Origin of the sequence: Leucobacter viscericola (assembly GCF_011299575.1) — a bacterium.
GTDB lineage: Bacteria > Actinomycetota > Actinomycetes > Actinomycetales > Microbacteriaceae > Leucobacter > Leucobacter viscericola.
This window is the reverse complement of record NZ_CP049863.1, coordinates 2,261,643-2,283,937: the sequence shown is the minus strand read 5'-3', so window position 1 is coordinate 2,283,937 and position 22,295 is coordinate 2,261,643. Positions and strand designations below refer to the sequence as shown.

Genomic DNA, 22,295 nt, shown 5'->3' with positions numbered 1-22,295 from the left:
CGCTACTCCATCTCGCGGTTCGTCGTGACCGTGTGCTGGTCGAGCTCAACGGTTGCATCGTGGAAGGCGTGCTGCACCGCGTCGAGAGTGAGCGCGTCTTCGACGGTGCCAAAACCCGCGGGGTGCCCGGGCTGCCCCGGTTCGTGGCCGCTCGCGAGTAACAGCACGTGGGAGCAGGCGGCCTGTGCGATCTCGAGATCGTGGGTCGACACAAGCACCGTGCGGCCCTCCTCGCGCAGTCCGCGAACGAGCTCAAGCAGCACGTCGCGGTTCTCGCGATCGAGGCCATTAAACGGCTCGTCGAGCAGCAGTAATTGTGGGTTCGAAACGAGCGCCCGGGCCAGGATCCCGCGCTGCTGCTGGCCACCCGAAAGCTCACCAAAGCGACGCCCAGCGAAAGCGTCGAGGCCTACCCGTTCGAGCGCGTCGTTGACCGCGGCGCGACCGGCGCGACCCACCCGACCGAGCGGCCCGAGCGAGCGGTACAAGCCCATCGTCACTGCCTGGCGCAGCGTCACGGGCAGTGTCACGTCGCGGCTGTCGGCTTGCGGCAGCGATCCGATGTGCCGCCGCGCTTTGGTGGGACTCTCCCCGAGCACCTCGATGCTGCCGTCGGTGAGCTCGGCGAGTCCCAGGATGCCGCGCAGCAGCGTCGACTTGCCCGAACCGTTCGGCCCGATGAGCGCCACCGCAGCGCCCGCCGGAATGTCGAGTGTCAGCCCGCGCACCCGCGTGATTCCGGCGTAGCCAAACGCCGCGTCCTTCAGAGAGAGCGCAGCGTTTGGCGTTGTATTCACATCGGCCATTATTTCAGTGAAGCGGGCACCGCGTCGGGTGTCACACCCCAAGCTTCGAGGATCACCTGCGTATTGTGAATCGTCGCGTCAATGTACGTGTCGGCGCCGCTGCCCTTGGCCCCGAGCGAGTCGGCGTAGAGGGACTCGGCGTCAACGACCTTCACACCGGCCTCTTTTGCGATGGTGCGCGCGAGCTTCGGGCTCATCGAGGATTCGGAGAAGACCGCTCTCACGCCACGCTCCTTGATGGTTTTCACCAGGGTATCGATGTCGGCCGCGCTGGGCTCGGCGTTGTCTTCAAAGCTGGGCAGGATCGACCCGGCGAATGCGATGTTGTAGTCGTGCAGGTAGTAGGCGAGTGAGTTGTGGCCGCTGACCAGCACCCGCTCGGCCTCGGGCACACGCTTGAACTGCGCGGCGATCCAGGTGTCGAGATCCTGCAGTTTGGAGTTGTAGGCCTTGGCGTTGGCCGAGTAATCGGAGGCGTTGTCGGGATCAGCCTTCGAGAGGCCCTTCGAGATCTCGGTGACCATACCCTCGGCGTTGCTCGGAGAGGTCCAGATGTGCGGGTTCAGGTCACCGTGGTCGTGATCGTCGTGATCTTCTTCGGCGGCGTGATCGTGATCCGCCTCCTCTTCATCTGCCTCAGACTCAGCACTGATCTTCTTCGCCTCGGCCTGGTCGATGCCGTCACTCGCGGTGATCACGGTGCCCTTGAAGCCCGAGGCCTCAACAGCGCTGTCTACGAAGGTTTCAAGGCCCGCACCGTTCACCACAAGCACGTCGGCTTTGCCGAGAGCCAGCAGGTCAGCAGGGGTGGGGTCGAAGTGGTGCGCCGAGGCTCCCACGTGCAGCAGGCCGGTGAGTTCGATGTGGTCACCACCAACCTCGGAGGTGAAGTCGGTCAACTGCGTGGTCGTAGCGACGACGTTGAGCTTTCCGTCGGACGCGGAGCTTGAGGTGGTTGCGCCACACCCGGCAAGGGCGAGGGCGGCGACAGCGGCAAGCCCGAGCGCGGTAAGTGCGGAAAAGGGTCGAGTCATGAGAAGCTTTCTAAATGAGAATGAATCTCAACCATAGCGGCAATTGATAATCGTTCGCAACTAGGTGTCGTCAGTCTTCGATAACGACCCAGCCATCGGTCTCGCCATCAAGCGGATCCGAGGTTGCAGTCGAACCGTCATTTCGCTCGGGATCCCCGGAGTTCTGGGGTGGCTGACCGGTCGGGGCAGTTCCCCCTCCGCTAGCGGGCTCGTCAGAACCGGGAGTGGGGTTCGCTGGCGCCGCGGGAGATTGGGTTGGCGCAGGCGACTGCTCGACCGGCGGCTTCGACCCCGGGTCAGCATCGGATCCCGAACCCGAAAGCGCAATGATCACGCCGACCACCACCGCAACCGCGCCGACCCCAACCACGGCAACGAGGGCGCGGTGCCCCAGAATCCAGTTGACGACTGCGCCGAATCGGCTCGCCGCAGAAGCCGGGGCGACATCCCCGAAGAGCCAGGCCGCGAGACCCGTTGGAGCACCCAGAATCACGATGGGCACCACGATGCCGCGCATGTGCTGACCAACATCTTCGAGCTGGGCCAATACGGCCCGACACGATTCGCAGGTTTCAAGGTGGTCAACCACCCGGAGTTTGTCTTTTGCGCCGATGCGCTGGCCGCGCCCGTAACGCACGAGCTTTGGTCGCAGCTTGGCGCAGCCTGCGTCTGCGGCGCCGTCAATGTGCTCGGCGAGGTAGGCAAGCCGCAGGCCCTCGCGCGCGCGAAAGGCGAGCTGTATCGCGGCATTTGCATTGATCTGCAGGCGGCTGCCGATGATCTCGGGGCTCAGCCCGTCGACCTCTTTGAGCCACAGCACTCGCTGCCATTTTTCGGGCAGCGTTTGGAACGCGCGGTGCAGCACGTTGCTCTCCGCGATCTTCTCGGAGGAATCAGAGATTGAGAGCTCTTCGATGTATTCGTCGGCGTCCTCGAAGAGTTGCACCTCGTTCTGGTTGGGGCGACTGCGGTTTCTGTTTGAGATCGTCGTGAACAGGTACCCGCGAAACGTCTCTTTGGGTCCGAGTCCGCGCTGTAGCGCGCTGAAGATACTCACAAAAGATTCCGCCACGAGGTCTTCTGCGCGCGACGAGTCCCGCGTCAGGTAGTTCGCGTGACGAAGGGCAGCCTCGTTGTGGCGCTCGTACAGCACGGCAAACGCGGCAGAGTCCCCGCCACGAACGGCATTGCTCAGCTCAGCGTCGCTGCGATCGGTCTCTGCGCCCTCGTGCTCAAGCGCCTCAATACGGTCCAGTTCCTCTTGCTCGCTCATCACACTCACCACGCATTCCGCCGCTCTTGGGCTCGCACCAACAAGCGCCGCCGCACGCGAACGGCGTACATCGTCGCGCCGAGCAGAATCGCCACAGCCGCTATCAGACCCGCCGACCAAACGGAATCGAGCGACGAGCTACCCGTTGCGGCGAGCGCTGATCCCTGCGCCTCCCCAGCACTGACACCCTCGGCACCCGCAAGTTCTCCTGCCGTTGCTGAAGGTCCGTTCAGTCCGCTTCCCGCAGCGGCACCCGCACCGTTGTGTGTCGCGCTGGCCGAGAAACCACCGGGGGTTTGTGACCCGTTTTCAGCCACAACCCGGTCGACGGTCACGCGAATGTCTTGCAGATCGGTGGGACTTCCGGCCGTCACAACGGCTGCCCGCCCAAAACTTGCGTGGTTGATCCGCACCGCCGCGGTCTCGCTCGCCTGACCGGGGGTCGCGAAGCAGCGTGACCCGACTGGCAGAGGCCGCGGCTTGCCCGAAGACCCAACCATCTGTTTGGTCTGGGTGCCCACCATCTTTACGAGACCGGAGTACAGCGTCGTGTGAGAGTCGGCCCCGTTTGCGAGCTTCTCCGACACCTGGCAGGTGACCAGCACGGTGTTCACCGACGTGGGCCCGGCGTAGTCGGCTCCCCCACTCTCGCGCTGGCTCAGCTTCATGGTTCCCGCGGACACCCACCGCGTCACCGATGCCACCACGGTGTTCGGGCGGAAGCCAGCGCTGGCCGCGCTCTCCACCATCGTGACCACAATTGGTTCGGGATCCGTGCCGGCCACGGCTGGTCCGGTGATCGCGCACTCGGCGCCGATGGGCAGCTGGGTCACCGGTTTGCTCAGAACGGCGTTGCCGCCAGACGCCGACACCGCCAGGCGCTGCCGCGCGACAATCGCCCCACCAAAGCTGCACTCAACGCCGTACTCGCTGAGATCCGTGCGCCCGAAACTCGCCTCGGCGTCAACTCCGGCTCCCGATAGCAACTGCGACACCACGAGGGTGCCAACGGGGTTTATCGCCAGCCGCAGGCTGTTGTTGGCAAAGCCATTGCCGTCTGGTCCGTTACCGACAAGGGTGCCCCCAATCCGCGACGCCGCAAACGTGACAACCGGGCTGCGCAGTTCGGTGGACTCGGCTGGCGCCCCGGTAGTCGTCGACCACCCTTGAGCGGCAGCAAAGCCGTCAAGCACCTGGCCCTCACCAAACCGATCAGCCTTGATCCTCGCCGCGTAGCTGCCAGCATCAAGATTCTTCGCGTGCCAGCTGCCGTCGGCCGACGTCGTGACCGTCTGCACGACGCGCTCCGAGCCGTTCGCCGCGATCTCAAGCACGTCAATTGCAACTCCGGCCGGCCCCAAGCGGTCAACACCCTCGGTAAAGACTCCGTCGCGGTCGACATCGACCCAGAGGCGGTCACCCAGGGCGAAACCGAGCACCCGGGTCGAGGCCGCATTCGAGACGATCTGCTGACCCGCGAAGGTCGTCGACGACGCACCGAACGAGGCCACGTACACGTCACCCGCAGAGCTGCCCGACGGGAGCAGTCCAACATGGGCGACGACGGTAGCTCCCGCGCCCAGCGATTCCAACTGCACAAAGCGCGCGGCCGTCACCTGAGCGAGTGACGCGGGGCAGCCAGCCGTCGAAATCTCCGCGGCCTCGCACCACTTCACCGGGGTAGAACGCGCGGCCCTCGCGAACACACTGACCGGCTGCGCGAGCTGAGCGGGAGCCGCAGAAGTGTAGAGCCACTCCCCACCAACCGCATCACCACTCGCCTCAACGGTCGGTGCCGCGAGTAGGGCCGTCAGCCCGATGCGGCCCGCAAACTGCGAGCCATTGGGGTCACCCGAGTACGGCAGCACAAAGAGCACATCGGGCGCGGCCACGGTCGTGCGACCGGTTGTGTTGGCCCAGCGCAGATCCCACTGCTGGGCGCTGTTCTTCTGCTCGACGGCGGTACCGACGCTGAGCTCGGTGCGCAGCCCCTCCGTGGCGAACACGGTGATCGCGTCGCTGCCAGAGTTCAACGTTGGGGGGAAGACGAGGTTGTCAGCGCGCAACTCCGCGTTGACCTCGAGCGAGGTGCCCGAGGCGACAAACTGCGACACTGTCGCGCAGACGGTCAGCTGCGGCAGCTCGGCGCCAAACGGTACATCACCCAGGTGCCAGGTCAGGGTGGTGAGTCCAGCCGCGTTCCGTTCAACGGTGGGGGCTCCACCGTCCGTCCACGCCGCACACTCGGAGTCAACGAGCAGACCCTCCGGCAGAGTGGCAACAACGGTTGTACCTCGACTCGGTTCACCCGCCGCGGAGGTGCCAGTTGCGAGCTTGGGGGTGAGCGTCCAGCTCACCGCGCTTCCCGCGTTTACCGGAGCATCGGGCTTCGCTGATCCCGCGAGATCGACCTGAACCGAGGCCGTGGAATGCTGCAGCGTCATCTTGTCGCCGTGGTCTGCAGAGACGCGGTGGTTGTTGGGGTTGTAGTTCAGCGGCGTTGTGTAGCCGTTGTCCCACTTGTGCCCGGCGAAAAACGCGATCACGGAGCCGTTCGGAATTGTGTCGCCACCGTGCGGCCCGCCGTAGAAGGTGTCGCGTGTTTCGAGACGGGGGCGCACGGTGATGCTGTCGGCAGGGTTCAGTTTGGATCCCGGCGCGGTCACCCGCACTATCAACACGTCTTCGATCGGCCAGCCGTCTGCAACGGGGTCGGTGCTGAACTCCAGCTGCCCGGCCGCGGCTGCAGCGGTTCCGCAGTCGTTCGCAACGGTTCGCTGCGCACTCCAGTCGCCAAGGAAGCGGTGCGAGGTGGTGTCCCAAGACTGCAGCACGTTCTGCGACCACGATCCACCGCCGACCAAACGGCCGTACTCAAGACCGATGCCGCGGCTCGAAGGCTCGAACCCGGTGAACGGCTTAAACGTATCCGCAACCTTGTGACTCAGCGACACCAACTGGCCTTTTGAGGCACCCGCGGTGTAGGGGGTGAGGGTCTGCTGCGAGTTGTCCCACACGCTGCAACCCTGCGCTTGGTCGAGCGCAATCACGCCGTGTGCGTTGTTGAGCGAGAGGTACGCGTACTGCGCCTCTCCGGGCGAGGTCACCCCAACCCCGTCGTGGCGCGTGACAACCCCGCGGGGCACCAGTGGTTTACCCGAGGTGTTTTCAGGGTGCGGGGATCCGTAGGCATCTCCGGCGACCGGGTCGCCCGACGCGGGAATCTTGCCCCACAGCGCAGACACGCTGCCGCGCGCGTCGACCAGCAGATCGAAGGTGCGGCAGTTATCGCCGCTCGGTTCGCTACCGTTCCAACCCGGCTCGTGCGCACCAGCGAAGTTCGCCTGGCCGTCGAGGCTCTGCGGCTCGAAGTCCGTGAGGCACGTGGTGAGAGCGTAAGTGCCAGCAACAATCGGGTCACCACTCGACCACAGAGAGCCGTCGGGGTTGCGTGCGGCGTTCGCCTTGAGGATCGCCGAGATGGGATAGCTGATGGCGAAGCGGCCCAGCCCAACAAACTTCGTGTTGTCAAGCGACTCACCGTTGATCGCTTTTGTGGCAAAGTGCTGGCCAGAGGTGTCGAGATCGCTGACGGTTACGCCAAATGCGCCCGTCGCGGGGTTGTAGGCGGCAGGATCACAGCTAAACGATCCCGAGCGAAAACGATTCTCGCTGGGCGGCTGTGTGGCAGATGCCGCGCCTGGCAGCTTCCAGCGGCCCGCCCAGTAGTCGGTCATCGGTGAGCACTCAAACGGGGCAGCACCGTAGGCGGCCAGTCGTTCGTCGAGGCGCACGCCGAACGAGGTGGTGGATCCGACGGAAGCCATGCCCCGGGCATCATCGGGCGCCTGAATCGCCGTCGAGTAGTGCACCACGATTGACTCTTCGGTCTCGCCGGTGACCGGGTTCACGACGATTTCGCGCCCGGCGGCATCGGCCGCCCCGCCGGGAGTGCCGCCGTTGACGAGGTTGAGTCGCGGGCTCGCCGAGATCTCGACGGGTTCGAAAGTAAACTCCTCGCTCGCGGTGGCTGCGGGATCCTCACCCTGTCCGTCGCCCGCGACTGCCCGTGCGGTCAGTGAAAAGCTTGAGCCGTTCGCCGAATTTCCTGACGCAATGACGTCGATGGGAACCGCACGTACTCCGCTGCTCTCAACCCGTCCGATGTTGCACAACAGCACAGAGTTGCCGTCAGCGTCGGTCTCGATGCTGGAGGCTGGCGAGCGGCCCGTCTCGCAGCTTGCGGGAAGGCCGGTTTTTGGCAGCGTCTTGAAGTGGGCATCTGCGCCGTCTCGCTGCGACAGCCTCGCTTCAATGACGACATCGTCGACGACGGTGGCTGTTTCGCTCGGGGTTTCTTGATCCTGCTCGATCGAAACGGCCAGGAAGGCAGAGGTTGTGTCGTTGGTGAGTACTCGATGGTCGCTGGTGGAACAGTCGTTTCCGGCAACGGGAGCCGGGCAGTTGCGCTCGGGATCCAAGAGCGGCAGCGTGCCCGTTTGCAGGCCATCCGGGCCAACCCCGGGGGCGCCAGCGTAAGTGTCAAGAACGAGTTTGGGCGCGGGCACCGTTGCTTCCGCGGCCTCGACAAGACTCCCCGATACATCAGAAAACACAAGAAGCGCTGTCAGTGACAGCGCGGCAAATCTCAGCGGCTTTTGCCAACCGCGTTTTTGTTCCAACATTCCCAATCCCCCTAGTTTCCGCCAGTGGCGGCGCAACGGGCTATGGCCGCGGCAGCACATGTCTGTGCTACCGCGGCCACCGCTACGTGTCTTGCGGCGCGTCTTACAACGCGCTTTTCTGCGAGCTAGCTCTGCTCAGCCGACTTCCGTCGACGTACGAGCAGCACGCCACCGAGCAACAGCAAGAGTGCTCCGGCCAGCGCAACTCCACCGATCTCCCCACCGGTCAGAGCGAGGCCAGTCTCCTCGTTCTTCGTGCCGTCACTCTTTGGCTGCACCACCTCGTCGGGCGCCTTCGTAACAGCCTTAACGACCGTCGAGTCGGCACTCGTGACAAGGGGGTTCGACGCTGCGGACGGGTGTCCGGTAACGAAGGCCGTGTTGGTCACCTTGCGGGCCTGCTCATCCCCCTTGGTAACGACATAGCTCGCGGTGCAGTGAACGGTGTCACCGGGTGCGATCTTTGTCAGCGGGCTCTCGCAGGTAAACCCTGAGAGACCCTTCAAGCCGTCAACAATTTTAACATCGTACATTGACAGGTTTCCTGTGTTTGTAATGTCAAAACCGAACGTCACAGTGTCACCCGTGTACGCGACCTTCTTTTTGGTGGAACCCGTTACCTTTTCGATGGTCTTAACGACCTTCAGCGACGGACGAGCATCGAGCGGCTGGCTCACGGTGTCTTCAAGGCTCTCAACCGCGTCACCGGTCGGGCTCTTCGCAACAGCGTGCGCGTCGTTGACGATTTCACCCGCGTAGGTGTCTGCTTCGGTGACCGTGTAGTCGGCCTTGCAGACCATGCTCGCGCCGGCAGCAAGTTCGCCGTTTGTCACGTCGCAGTCGAGCTTGCCGAGGCCCTTGAGCTCATCGACAACCTTGACGTCGGTGAGCTTGACGTTGCTCGTGTTCTTCACCGTGATCTCGTACGAGATGACGTCACCCGCGTCGTTGAGCTTGTTTGCGTTCTCGTCCTTCACGCCGGTGATCTTCTTGTTCAGCTCGAGCCCAACAATCAGGTTGGTGGGCACGGTGACCGAGTCCTCGTCGTTCACCACAACATCGTTCGGGTCAACGGACGTGACCTTGGCGGTGTTCGTGACCTTGCCGCTGGTGACGTCGGCAAGCGTCACGTCGACCGTGGCGCGGCACTCAAAGCCCTCGCCGGGCAGCAGCTCGGCGGCCTTGGCGTCTCCGGCTGGAGTGTTGCAGTCGAGTGCACTCAGACCTGCGAGGTCATCGGTGAGGTCAACGTTGAGCAGGCGGGTGTTGCCCGTGTTCTCAACCTTGAACAGGTAGTGGATCACACTACCCTCGTCGACGAGCTGATCGGCGTCGGTATCGACCTTCTCAACCGTCTTCGTGAGGGTGATGTCGCGAACCGCGTCGAGCGGCACGGTGACGTCAGCGGGACCCGTTGTGACGGGGCGACCGAGCGCGTCGGTTCCGTCGGCTGTCGCGGTGTTCGTGAGCGTCTCAGCCAGCTGATCACCCTCGGTCACCGTGTAGGTGGCCGAGCAGTTGGTGGAGGCACCAACCGCGAGTGTGCTGTCAGCGCAGGTGACCGCGCTCACACCGGCGAGCTGATCAGTCACGGAGATGCCCGTGACCGTGTCGTTGCCCGTGTTGCTCACGGCAAAGTTGAACGTGAGCACATCACCCTCGTCACGCAGACCGTTGCCGTTGGTGTCAGCCCACGACTTCTCGGTCTTCACGAGTGTCAGCGCCGGCAGCACCTCAAGCATGCCGAAGTTGACGTTGGTGAGGTCTGCGCTCCTGTTCACCTCGGTGCTGTACGTCTGCAGCGGCACCGCGTTTGCCGCCGGGTCAGCCGTCATGCGCCAGCCCATTGCCGCGAGGTCGTCGGTAATGGTGACCGTGTACGAACCGGAGTGCAGGCCGTCGAAGGAGTACTCACCCTTTGCGTCGGTTGTGGTGGTCAACGAAACAGCCTCGTCGTCACCGGCACCGCCGTCGTCCACGCCGTCAGGCCCGAACGAGTAGCCATTGAGCTCCAGGTTGAGTCCGGGAACACCGGCCTCACCCTTGTCGTGCTTGCCGTTGCCGTTTGCGTCGTTCCAGACGGTGTTGCCGACTGAAGAGGCGGTCACGCGAGTGGTCGTGCGGCCCGCCTCGCCAATGATGAGCGAGAGACCCTCGATCTTGGTGCTCGCGATCGAGTTCTTCAGCAGGTCACCCTTCTTCGAGTTCGCTGCCTCAAAATTGAGGTCGATGTACCCGAACCCACCCGGGGTAACCGGAAGGGTACGCACCTTGATCGCGGTTGCGTCGGGCAGCGGTGTCGCACTCCACACGATGCTTGCGCTGTGGGGATCAGCCTGCAGATCAGCAATCGGAGCGTTCGTGAACCACAGGGACTCAACGCCCAGCGAGCCCTCGGTCGACAGGTAGCTGAACGTGCCAGCGAACGTGGTGCCGCGACCATCGGCCGTGTTCGGCAGAATGTCGACCAGCTCGGCCGAGCCGACCGGTGCCGACAGGCGGTTTGCCCACGACAGGCGGTACGGCACGGGATCGCCCACCTCAATCTCTGCGGGTGCGCGCTTCGCGACAGCAAACTCGCTGAAGCCGTTGACCGCGAGGCCAGACGTCGACGTGCGGTAGGGCTCCGTCGAAGCATCATCCGGTGACGAGATGACTGCAGTGGTCGGCAGCGTCACGGGAACCGGCGCATTCACCGGCACCTGCGCCTCGTACGTCAGCACTGGTAGTGGATCGGCCACTGGCCAGTCACCGAGAATCCAGGTCAGCGTCGAGTAGGAGTCCTTGTCGTCTGCGGTGCAGGCAATTCCGTCGGGGCCAGGATCGCCAGCCACAAACACGGGCTCGACCCCGTTGATTGCGATGGCTGATCCTGCGATGTACTCAAGGCACGACGGAATATTCACGACCACCCGAACGTCACGCACGGTTGTCGCCTGAGACGACTGCGTGATGGTGGAGTTCACCTCAAACTTTACGGGGCTACCGGGCGAAGCGCTCGATACTCCGGGTGAGGTGATGGAGGTGCGCACGAGCGCACCGGCCTGGTTCACGCGATCCCCACCGTAACCGGAGTGATCAGCGGCAACGTAGGTTCCCTTTGCCCAGTTTGAACGACCGTCCCACTTCGAAACGAGGTAGGCGGGCAGCACCGTAGAGGGCGGGTTTGCCTGAGCGACCATGGGCACAAAGAAGCGCATGGAGCCACCGGGGGCAATGTCGTTGTGGAAGGTCACGCGAATCGTGGTCACGGCAGAGGCGCCTCCGGCAACAGCGCTCGCTGAGTCTGCCCAGGGGCCGGCGTCACACTCGTTGCCACGCAGTTCCGCCTCAGAGGCATAGCTCTGCGAGCCGTATTCGATGGTCGCCTCAGAGAGCGGCCTCGGGTTTCCGCCCGACATCATCACGATCGGTCGCGAGTCATCAAACTGCAGCAGCTTCGGATCAATACGCACGCAGAGCTGGCCGTTTGTCATCGGCAGCAGACCAGTGTTGCCGAGCCCGGTGCGCAGGTAGAACTGCTCACCGGTACCAACGACACCCTCACCCGACTGGTATTTTGCCTGCGCGTTCACCATGTTGGCTGAAGTGGTGTCGAGTGTGGGATTACGCACGAACCCAACGTCTGACTGCCCGCCGCGATCGGTCATGCGCACGGTGTAGCAGTTGTCGTTTCCGGCGGTGCCGTTGGCGCCACCCGGAGTGTTGCTGCAGGGCACGAAGTTTGGTTCGCTGCCCTGCTCAAAGCCAGCGCCATAGTTCGACTGCCCCGTAATGGAATCGGGGTCAAACCCACCGACGCGCATCTTGACATTCATCTCGCCGGTCGGCCCGAGAGCGCTCAGCGGGATCCACACCGAAACGTAACCGGCCGCGATGTAGGCGCGCTCATCGGCGATGGTCGTTCCACCAACGGTCTTGTTTGGCTGGCTGGGAACGGTCGTGTCCGCGCCGGTCACCGAAACGGTGATGGGATCGCCGGGCGCAGCCTGCGAGCAGGTCCACGTACCGCTGTTTGGCGTCGAGTTGGCAGCCGTTGCTGCACCGATGATGCCAATGCTTCCGTAGGGCATCGCGTTGGTCTGCTGACCGCGACCGTTCACGCCACAGGTATTCGAGCCCCAGGTCCAAAGCCGCGCACCGGGCGCGATTTCGTTTGCAAACTGCTGGAACGAAAAGTCGGAGACGATGGGCTCGTTGCCCTTTGCCTTGTTCGTGTTGTTCGAGATCACACCGGCGTAGATGGTGTAGACGTAGCCTGGCTCTCCCTCGGGAGAGGTGCTGAGACCCGTGCCCGCCACCGCGGGAATAGTGAGGTCAACACGTGGCTGCGCCACGACCTTGGTTGAGACGGTCGCGGAGGTTTCTACGCTGCCATCGTCAAGCGTGGTGGTCAGGAAAGTATCGATTGAGGTGCCGCGAGGAATAGTGTTGCTCACGTTCGCAACAACCGTGTACGAGCTCGACGCATTTGCTGCCAGGTCGAGCGTGCAGGTGAGCAGCGCGCCCGCCTCAGTGATCGCGCAGTCAGGCGAAGCCATGCCTGCGTCCCAGGTCACACCCGTTGGAAGCCTCTGCTCGAACTTAACGCCCTTGACAACACGGTCCGTACGAATGTTCCAGTTGTACGAGATCGTATCGTTCGTGCGCACAATTCCGTTGGCTGCGCCATTGGCATCCGTGTCGAGGTCGTCCCACGCGGGGCTGCCGTCTGCCAGCACCGAGAGTGAAATATCAACACCGTTCGCTGCCTGGGCAACGGTGGCTCCACCGACGCTCGCCCCCAATGCGAGTGCCGAGATAACTGCTATTGAAAGACTTCTTCGCAGACTGAACCGTGTGGCCCGTCTCCGTTTTTCCTGAACCATCGAACTCCTGATTTTTCTTTGCAGGCCACATCGTCAAACAATGGGCACTCGGGCCCACACAGTGGCATCAGAAGGTAAAGACAGATTCGTCTGATCTTGCTTACGAAAACGGTGAAAAGTTTTTTGAACGCAAAAATCCTGGGCGCGTCTCGCAAAAGACGCACCCAGGATTTGTTTCGGCGTGGCCGCTAGAGGTCGATCCCGACCCCGTTGCCAGCCCCGCTCACGGCACTACGGCGACGGCGAAGCAGCAGCACCCCGCCCGCCGCAATGGCGACCAGCATGATCGCGGCAAGACCGCCGATAGCCGCGCCGGTCACCGGCAGTGTGCCGGGAACCGGAGTGCTCACGGCCTGAATGGGCGCGGCAACCGTCGACTCTGCGCTGACCTGATCCCCGGCAACGGTCTCAGCTGAGGCAGCTGCTGTGTTGGTCAGCGATCCGCCAAGGTCAGCCGATGTAACCACGTAGCTTCCCGTAAACACGGTCTGCTCACCGGGCGCTAGGGATCCGCTAAAGCCTGGCGCTGCGGTCGGCCCCGAGGTGAGCGAGAGCTTGTCCCCCGCCGCATTGGTGAAGGTCTTCTCGTTCACCGCAACACCGTTCAGCGGCACGTTGCCCGTGTTTCTGACGGCGAACGCAAAGTTCACGGTGTCGCCGACAGCGAACTTGCCCGATGCGGGCAGGTTGGTAATCGACTTGACCAGGCTGAGCGCCGGAGCCGGTGCATCAACACTCACCGAGACATCACTATCGTCAGTCACCGGTACGCCCGTAGTCGGTGTACCCGTGATGCGGGCGCTGTTCGCGATGCTTCCGCCCGCGTCTGCGTCTGCCTGTGTCACCACGTAGCTCGCGGTGTAGGTCACGCTCTTACCAACACCCAGAGTGCCATCGAAGTTACTCGGGTCGGTTGCCACCGGAGCCTTCACGAGGTTCAGCGGCGTTCCCGCTCCGTTCGTGAAGCTGGTCTCGTCCAGTGTCACGTCGTGCAGCGTCACCGCACCAGTGTTGGTGGCGACGAAGGTGTACGTCACCGTCTCACCGGGCTGGAACGAAAGCCCGTTCGGCGCGGCCGACGCACTCTTGACGAGTGTGATCGAAGACGGCGCTGCGCCCGTGCTGGTGGTGACGGTGTCGTCGTCGTCAACGCCGGTTCCGAAAGGATCCGTGCCCGAGGCCGTCGCGTTGTTCGTGATCACTCCACCGGCGTCGATGTCCGCCTGCGTGAACGTGTAGCTTCCGGTAAACACCACCTGCTCACCCGGGCTGAGCTGACCGCTGAAGTTTGCGGGTGGCGTCGGTCCGTCGTCAAGCACGAGTGGCTCGCCCGCTCCGTTCGTGAAGTCACCCTCCGCAACGTTGACGCCGCTCAGGGTCACGTTACCCTCGTTGCGCACGGTGAAGGAGTAGTTCAACTTCTCACCGACCACAAACCCGGTGCCGTTGGCTGGCTCTGATTCGGCGCGTTTGATCAGCGAAATCGCGGGTTCAGGATCACCCATGCTCACCGACACGTCACTCTCGTCAGTCACGGGGCCACCCGTGGGTGGCTGACCCGTGGTGGTTGCGGTGTTGGTGATCTGGCCGCCCGCGTCGATATCGGCCTGGGTCACCACGTAGCTTGCACCAAAGGTGGCGCTCGCGCCGGGGGCAAGTGTGCCGTTAAATCCGACAGGATCGATCACCGCGATCGGAGTGGTGAGCGTCAGCGGGTCCCCGGCGCCGTTCACAAAGTTGCTCTCGTTGACCGTCACTCCGGTCAGCGGAACGAGCCCGTTGTTCGTGACGTTGAAGCGGAAGTTCACCGTCTCGCCAACACCAAACTGCTCGCCGTTGGCGGGGGTTGACGCGCTCTTGATCAGCTCGATCGCGGGCTGCTCTGGCAGCATGCGGGTCGTCACCGTGTTCGAGACAACACCGAGCGCAGCCTGCGTCGTGCGGAACGTCGCGTTGTTCGCGAAGTAACCGCCCTCGACCCCGTCCATGTGCGTGAGGGTGTAACGGAACTTCTGCGTTGTCTGAGGCGCCATTGAAGGCAGGTGGACCCGAATCGCCGTAACGTCTTCAAGGTTCGCTTGCACGGCAGCAAACGGTTGCCAGTTAACGCCGGCACCAAAGGTCGGCGCTTGCCCGGCACCGATCGTCTGCGAGGCCTGCACGGTCGCCGCCGGGTCCGTCGTGTAGTCAACCGTCGCGCCCGCGGGCACCGTGGGTGCAGCCTTGAGCTTGAACTGCGAAGCATTGTCGGTCGCTGGCACACGGCTCACAACACCGGCCGCGCCGTCCCCGACAAACGGGAACACGTCGATCACGGTTGCGCCGGTCTGGGTGACCGCCTGCGAACCGTTGGAGGTGGTGATCTCAAACGCAAAGTCATCGCCCGCAGAGATAAACGGATTGAGCACCGTTTTACTCACGGCGATACCGGCCTGGCCGTCGATGCCGATGTTCGCGGAGGAGCGGTGAACATCGGTTGTCGACGGTGCCGTGTCTGACACCGCGGGCGACTGCGCATCATCGGGAGAGCGAATAATGGCGGTGTTCACGAAGTCACCGCGGCTGGTTGACTCGGTCGCCACCCAGTAGACGATGGACGGAATGTTGCCCGTTGAAATCTCGTCAAAGGTCCACACCACCTCTGTTGTGCCATCGGGCAGCACGGTGACCGAGGTCGGTGCGTGATTGGGTGGGGTCACGGCCTGACCGTCGACATTTCCCGGGTCAAGCACAATCGACATGCCAGCCGGAATCCGGTCGGTGACCGTCACGTCCCTGGCGGTAAACGGCCCCGGCCGACCGACGGTGCGGAACGAGGGGGTGATCGTGAACTGAGCAGCACCACCCGCAACAACACGCGGATTCGGGGTTGACGGTGCGGTCACAGTTTTGGTCAGCGCCAGCGGAGCTTGCACCGCGATCAAACGGTCACCCGCCGACGGAGTGAATCCTCCGGTGGTTTTTGCGGTCTCGGGCACGTAGTTGGGGTATCGATACGCCCCGTTCAGCAGCTCTGGGGCCTGCCAGCCGGCCATGTTGGCCACGATCTGGCCCTCAGGAATTGCCGCCTTTGCCTCAAGATTGATGAGCATGGTGACGGTGTCACCCGCGGGGAACGGCTGATCTGCAATCCAGCGCACGGCCCGCACCTGCGTCAGGTCGAAGTTGGGGTTCGCAAGCGCCGCGGCCTGTGTGGTCCAGGTACCCGCGTTATCGGCGCAGTTGAACGTTCGTATGGTCTGCCAGCGCTGCGCGTCGGTGCCCGAGAGCGTGTAATTGGTCAGGTACTCGAAGTGGCCCTTGGCCGCGGCCGATCCTGTTGCGCTCGTCGGGTTACCGTCAGGGTTGGCCCAGCGCGAGGGCGGCGTCACACTCCACCTCGCCAAATCGAGGTACTGCGAGTCCCACATGTCGCACACCTTGGTGGCGCTGTACTCACCGTCGGAAGAGGTGTTTGTGAGGGCCATGTAGCTCTGTACTTGCTGGCCCTGCGTCAGTGTGCCGTTGCCCGAGCGATCCGAGACCATACCCTCCACGAGAAACGGAGTGGCTGGGCTATTCACCACGTCGGCAAAGCGCTTCGAGAACTCACCGGCCGCCTGACGAACGAGGTTCTGCGACTGACGGTTGTCAGCTGGGTTCTCACCGACGTTGGGGACGGTCGAGCCGTCAAAGTGTGGCCCGGTCGGCGCAAAGTCGGTGACCAGGTTGCTGATGGGAATACTGCCTTCCCCAGTTGCGTCGTCGACGGGCACATCGGTCAGCGGAACGAAGATAATGACCTTACCGAAGGTCAAGTAACCCTTGTCGGTGATCGGCTGGCCAGCGCGACTCGTGGTTGGGATGTGCGAGGCCGTCAGATCGGCCCCCGTTACAGTCACGGTCACACGCTTGTTTGCCTGGTCCGGCGTCGCCGTCCACACACCACCGTCGTTGATCGCGTTTGGAAGGTTGAGGTTCGCTCGGCTGAAAAGCGGCAACTCACCGTGGTTTGTCACGTCGCCAGACTCGACTCGCACAAACTGGGCGTTCGGGCTGATCTGCGAAAAGTCATCGGTGAAGGTCAGCGGTCCGGTGGGGGTGAGATATCCCTTACGTCCCTTCCCCTGAATGTCGGGGATCGAGAACGTCACACCGTACTGGAGCAGCCAACCGCGGGTAACACCGTCGGGTCCGAGCTGGTTCTTTGCAACATACGGCACGAGCTTGGTCATGTTGACGTTCGGGGCGCCAGAGCTCACGAGCGAACCGGGCGTCACGGTCACGGCGGGTGTGGTGACGTTGTCAGTCGCAAAGCTCAGTGCATCCGGCGCGAAGTTGAGGGGTGTCGCATTCGGCAGGTTCGCAACAGTTGCGCTCAGCGCAACGCTGCGAGCGGCGCCCAGAGCAACGTCGCCGATGTTACAGACGGCTGTTCTGCCATCAGCACTGATCGACGATGCGGGTGTCGTAGTGGTGAGGCAGGTGCCGGGAAGCGTGTTCCAGGTCATGCCCTCGGGCAGCGTGAAGGTGAACGCCGCGTTTGAAGCGGTGCCCGTCGCGCCGGTCGTCGAGTTGACGGAGGCCTCAAGCTCATACGTCACGGTGTCATAGGAGCGCACGATGTTGTTGCCCGGCCCCGAGTCGTTACCGGGTCCGTCATCGGCATCGAAGTTGCCCGATCCTGTCTGAACCGAGCCGATGGCAATCTCGTAGGCCAGTTCAGGATCGGCGGCCTGGCCCGCGGTTGGTGCTACCAGCCCGGCAAGAACTGCCAGTCCGGCTCCCATGGCGGTGGCTCGCCAAATCGTTTTGTTGCGTGCAATTGACACGTTGACGGTCTCCCATTGTTAGAAGCTTTGACGACCCCCTACGCAACGCATCCCCCGCGCGCAGTTCCCTATAGGCCTGTCAAGCGAGGTTCAGAATAACCGTGTTTTCTCATGAAATGCCGTGAGCCCGCGAATTTTTCCGACAGGAGTTGGTGACAGGTGCCCCGACTAAGCTTGTGCGACAACGGAAAGGTGCCCTATGAGCCGTCGAGAAAAAACTTCAATTGGATTTAGCCCGCTGATGGTCATCGCGGTTTTGGTGGCGCTCGCGCTCGCCATTTCGTTCCCGTTTGCTCTCGTGAACACCATGCCGAAACAGCAGACCCCTCTAGAGCGGGCTAAGCAATCGCTTGAGAGTTCCAGCCCCGCCGCAGGTGACGCGCTCGATCTCAACTCGCTGCGCGTTCTCGAGACCGACCCGAATGGCACCACATTCCTCGCCGCTCGCACTAGCAGCGGGGCATCGCGGGGGTCATCTATTACGACGGCGGGACGGTCACTGGCAGCGTATCGGCGAAGGACGGCGACGACGTGGGGTTCGCGGGTAACGGACCAGACAACGCGGGTTACCTTTACGTCAAAGCCGCACCCCAGAGCAAACTCGGGTTTCGCTACTGTGCGCGATCGAAGGTGGGCATAAAACCCACGGAAAAGTTGATGGAAGAGCTGGCTGAATCGTGCGGAGACAGCTTCGAGTGAGCTCGCTCCCTGACACCGCTCTCGAGCTGCGTGCGACCCTGCGCTCGGGTGAGCTCTCCACGCGCGAGGTAACGGAGCAATACTTGGGCCGGATCACCGAGCGCGCAGATCTCGGAGCGTTCGTCAGCGTGACCGCGGAGCAGGCGACCCACGAGGCGACAGTGGCCGACAACAGATTCGCCGAGTATCAGCGCGCTGGCCGATCCAACGAGACACTCACACTCCCCCCGCTGCACGGCCTCCCCCTAGCGCACAAAGACCTGGTCGATGTTGCTGGTGCCACCACCACACACGGCAGTGCGGCCGTGCCGCACGAGCTCGCGAAGACGGACAGCCCCGGTGCCGGGACACTGCGGCGGGCCGGGGCTCTCTCGCTCGGCAAGACCCAGGTGCCCGAGTTCGGTCTCACGGGATACTCCGAAAATCTGATCGTCGATCCCGCGCGAAACCCACTTGATCCGAGCAGAACGGCGGGTGGGTCATCGGGAGGATCAGCCGCGGCCGTTGCCGCCGGCCTGCTCCCCTTCGCTCCGGGCAGTGACGGGGGTGGGTCGATCCGGATCCCTGCCCTTGCCTGCGGAATCGTTGGGCTGAAGCCGGGGCTGGGCACGATCCCGAGCGACCTTCGTAACGGTGCCCGCGACCCCTTTGGCGCGCCCCGACTCACCGTGAGTGGGCCGCTCGCCCGCAACACCGCCGATGCCGCAATGCTCTTTGACGCCATGCGCGGCGCGCAGGGTGAACCGAGCCTGGCGGCGGTTCGCACCGCCGACCGCGTGAGCAGACTGCGCATCGGCGTGAGCACGGCCTCGCCGTTCGAATCCGCCTACCCGATCACCCTCTCCCCGGACGCCACGGCCGCGGTGGTCGCGGCCGCACAACTGCTTGAACAGCGCAACCACCGAGTCGAAGAGGCCAGAATCGCCTACGACCCCGGTTACCCCGAGGCCTTTATGACCGCGTGGACCGCGGGCCTCTCCCAGCTCATGTTGGATGCAGAGGCTGAGGATCGCCTCACCCCTCTCACACGCGAGTTTCGCGAGCGGGCGCTCGCGCGATCCGAGTCCGAACACCACGCCGCGGGATCACGGCTCCGCGGTTTCGCGAGCGACGTGCGTGAGCAGTGGGGGCGCTACGACGTGGTGCTGACTCCGGGGCTCGCCTTTGATGCGCCACGGGTCGGCGCGTTCACGGCCCTCTCTCCCGATGACGACTACCGACTGCAGTGCGAGTGGGCACCCTTTACCTCGATGGTCAACGTGTCGGGTTTGCCCGCGATCGCGGTGCCGATCCTGAGCCTGCCCAGCAGCCTGTCTATGGGTGTGCAGCTCATTGGTCGTGCTGGCAGTGAGGTGCAGTTGCTGCAGCTGGCAACGCAGCTGATGGGCACTGAGACATCCTTTCGCTAGCTGAGAGTCGGCCGAACGCCGCCGTTTTCTTGCGGACTCCGCGTAACAAAAGGGCCCAAATCCGCTCTTAAACAATCGGGCACGAAGATTCTGGGCCCGAAACATTTGAGATTTACAGGAGTACCCACACGCCATGGAAAACGGCATTGACAACCCCGGCGAACAGCCACAAGCCACTGGCCCTGAGCCAACCCCCGAGCTAGCCCCCGCGCCAGCCCCCGTGGTTGAACCGCACATGAGTGCGCCCGCACCGGCCGCCCCTCGGCCATCCCTCGTCTTCCCGATCATCGCGACCGTACTCTGCTGGCCGGTCGGGCTGTTTGCGATTCTGAAGACCGTCTCGGCACGAAAGGCCGCTGACGCTCTCGATACCGTCACAGCAGCAAAGAACGCCCGCACCGCCAAGACCCTGTCTATCGTTGCGACCTGCCTCGGTGCGCTTGGCTGGTTGCTCAGCATCGTGCTTCTCGTTATCTCGGTAAACCTCGCGGCATCGCAGTTCGACTCGTCGATCTCAGATGACGATGAGACCGTCGCGTACTCCGCGTCCCTTGCAGACGGCCCGACCAACGAGGTCGTCTTCCGGTTGGCGGTCGACAAGGGCACTGCCACCTACAGCTTCAGCGGCACTCTTGGCGACACAGAGTTTGAGAACACCGACGAGTCGAAGAACAAGTTCGAGAAGTCAGTCAGCAAGACCGTCCTGGTAGACAAGGACAACACCGATTTTTCGGTCCACGTCTCAACGTTGGAGACCGGAGCAACGGTGAGCTGCGAGCTCGAGGTTGACGGTGTTGTGGTCGCAAAGGACTCGAGCAAAATCTCAACCTTCTGCAACATGTACATGGACGATGAAGATGACACGGCTGCCGACGACAGCACCGCGTCAGACGCGACAGTGCCAGACGCATTCAAAACAGAAACGTTCGCTGTCGGTGACTGCATCAATACGGTGACAACCGACGACAAGGGAACCCGCGCCGAGAAGGTTGACTGCGCCACCGCCCACGACGGCCAGGTCTCCCACGTCGAAACACTTCCCAAGGCCGACTACCCCGGCGAGGAAGCGATCAGCGCGCAGGCAAACACGGTTTGCACGGGCGATTCGTTCACCAGCTTCGTGGGTATCCCGTTCTCCGACTCCAACCTCTCTGGTTCATTCCTGTACCCGAAGGAGTTCAACTGGATGGTCGGCGATCGCCAGATCACCTGCATGGTTCACGAGGCCGAGGGTAAGACCACCGGGTCGCTGCAGGGCGCGGCTCGCTAGCCACTCCCCCCTCCCAACACAATGCCGGTTCGACCGGGTGCCACGCACCCGGTCGAACCGGCATTGTTGTGTGTACGCACGTCTCGTTTCGCCGGCATTCGGCCACCTAGTTCTCGTTCGCTTCCTGGGAGTACACCCCACACAGCGAATTCCTTGCGCGTTTGTCGTCAGATCTCGCGCAAACCGTCGTCTTCAAAACAGGGCGAGAAGATTCTGGACCCAAATCGTTTTGAGAATTATAGGAGAACCAAAAGCCATGGAACACGGCACTGACAACCCCGGCGAACAGCCCCAAACACCCACACCTGAACAGGGACCCCAGACGACGCCGCCCATCTGGGCCGGGGCCCAATTGGGTGCGCCCGCGACGGCTCGACCGTCCCTCGTTTTTCCGATTATCGCGACGGTGCTCTTCTGGCCCGTCGGGCTCTTTGCGATCCTCAAGACCGTCAAGGCGAAAAAGGCAGTAGCAGCCGGGGATAACGCCTCCGCCGTGAAGCTTCTCCGCACCGCCAAGACTGAGTCGATTATCGCGACCATCGTCGGCGGGCTGATTCTGCTGTGCAACATCCTTATTTTGGCCGCAGTGGTCGCCTCCGCGCCTCAGGATCTCGCGTCGCAGAGCCCCACCAAAGACGAGATTCCCAGCTACTCGGCATCCATGGCGGACGGCCCCACCAATAAGGTCGTCATTCGATTGACGGTCGATAAGGGCAGCGCACGGAGCACGTTCAGTGGAACGCTCGGCGGCAAGGAGTTCGAGAACGCTGACCAGTCAGACAACGAGTTCAAGAAGTCGTTCACCAAGACGATCCTGGTCGACAAAGACAGCAAGGACTTTACGATCGATGTCCTAGCGGATACGTATGGCGCAAAGGTGACCTGCGAGCTTGAGGTTGACGGTGTTGTGGTCGGTAAGAATGTCGGCACCGGCACCACCTACTGCGATATGTACATGACCGTGAATGACGATTCCGCCTCGGCAGACGATGCCAGCTCGAACGATTCTTCTTCCGGCGGCATCTTCGCAATGCCGAAGTACGCGGTCGGAGACTGCATCAACACCACAACAAACGCGGGCGGGCAGGTCACTTCAGAGAAGGTGGACTGCGCCGGAGAACACGATGGCCAGGTGACCCACGTTGAAACCCTGCCCGATGGTGACTACCCCGGCGAGGAGGCCATCAGCAACCAGGCCAACACGGTCTGCACGGGAGATGCTTTCACCAGCTTTATTGGCATCCCGTTCACAGACTCCACCCTTTCCGGCTCGTTCATGTACCCGCAGTCGGTGAGCTGGACGGTCGGCGATCGCGACATCACCTGCCTGGTTCACGAGGCCGAGGGTAAGACCACGGGATCGCTGCAGGGAGCAGCCCGCTAGTCGCAACAACCCGCACAAAAAGGCCGGTTCGACCGGGTGCCACGCACCCGGTCGAA

The 22,295-nt window shown here is 63.0% G+C and carries 10 protein-coding genes; 4 read left to right on the top strand and 6 right to left on the bottom strand.

Annotated features, from left to right (window positions below):
• Positions 1 to 2: 2 nt before the first annotated feature.
• The 6 genes from G7068_RS09995 to G7068_RS09970 all read right to left on the bottom strand — a co-directional run bounded on the left by G7068_RS09995 (position 3) and on the right by G7068_RS09970 (position 17,477).
• Positions 3 to 797: a metal ABC transporter ATP-binding protein gene (locus tag G7068_RS09995; RefSeq protein WP_244304435.1), complete on the bottom strand. Its 795-nt coding sequence runs from the start codon at positions 795 to 797 to the stop codon at positions 3 to 5.
• A gap of 8 nt (positions 798 to 805) precedes the next feature.
• Positions 806 to 1,840, bottom strand: a complete 1,035-nt coding sequence (locus tag G7068_RS09990) for a metal ABC transporter substrate-binding protein (protein WP_166291661.1) — start codon at positions 1,838 to 1,840, stop codon at positions 806 to 808.
• Positions 1,841 to 1,910: 70 nt separating this feature from the next.
• Positions 1,911 to 3,113 carry an RNA polymerase sigma factor gene (locus G7068_RS09985; protein WP_166291659.1) on the bottom strand — a complete coding sequence of 401 codons (1,203 nt, stop codon included), beginning with the start codon at positions 3,111 to 3,113 and terminating at the stop codon, positions 1,911 to 1,913.
• A gap of 5 nt (positions 3,114 to 3,118) precedes the next feature.
• Positions 3,119 to 7,798, bottom strand: coding sequence for a hypothetical protein (locus G7068_RS09980; protein ID WP_166291657.1), 4,680 nt, complete (start codon positions 7,796 to 7,798; stop codon positions 3,119 to 3,121).
• A 125-nt stretch (positions 7,799 to 7,923) separates the two neighbouring features.
• Complete coding sequence (locus G7068_RS09975; protein WP_166291655.1) at positions 7,924 to 12,585, bottom strand: DUF7507 domain-containing protein; 4,662 nt, start codon at positions 12,583 to 12,585, stop codon at positions 7,924 to 7,926.
• A gap of 269 nt (positions 12,586 to 12,854) precedes the next feature.
• A complete protein-coding gene (locus tag G7068_RS09970; RefSeq protein WP_166291653.1) occupies positions 12,855 to 17,477 on the bottom strand; it encodes a DUF7507 domain-containing protein in 4,623 nt (1,540 codons plus the stop codon).
• Between the two features lie 199 nt (positions 17,478 to 17,676).
• Here G7068_RS09970 and G7068_RS09965 point away from each other — a divergent pair, with 199 nt between their 5' ends.
• The 4 genes from G7068_RS09965 (at position 17,677) to G7068_RS09950 (ending at position 22,239) form a co-directional block, all read left to right on the top strand.
• On the top strand, positions 17,677 to 18,117 hold the full coding sequence (locus tag G7068_RS09965; RefSeq protein ID WP_166291651.1) for a hypothetical protein: 441 nt from the start codon (positions 17,677 to 17,679) through the stop codon (positions 18,115 to 18,117).
• A gap of 55 nt (positions 18,118 to 18,172) precedes the next feature.
• Positions 18,173 to 19,585, top strand: coding sequence for an amidase (locus G7068_RS09960; RefSeq protein ID WP_166291648.1), 1,413 nt, complete (start codon positions 18,173 to 18,175; stop codon positions 19,583 to 19,585).
• Between the two features lie 133 nt (positions 19,586 to 19,718).
• Complete coding sequence (locus G7068_RS09955) at positions 19,719 to 20,855, top strand: septum formation family protein (protein ID WP_166291646.1); 1,137 nt, start codon at positions 19,719 to 19,721, stop codon at positions 20,853 to 20,855.
• A gap of 256 nt (positions 20,856 to 21,111) precedes the next feature.
• Positions 21,112 to 22,239, top strand: a complete 1,128-nt coding sequence (locus G7068_RS09950) for a septum formation family protein (RefSeq protein WP_166291644.1) — start codon at positions 21,112 to 21,114, stop codon at positions 22,237 to 22,239.
• The last annotated feature ends 56 nt before the right edge of the window (positions 22,240 to 22,295 follow it).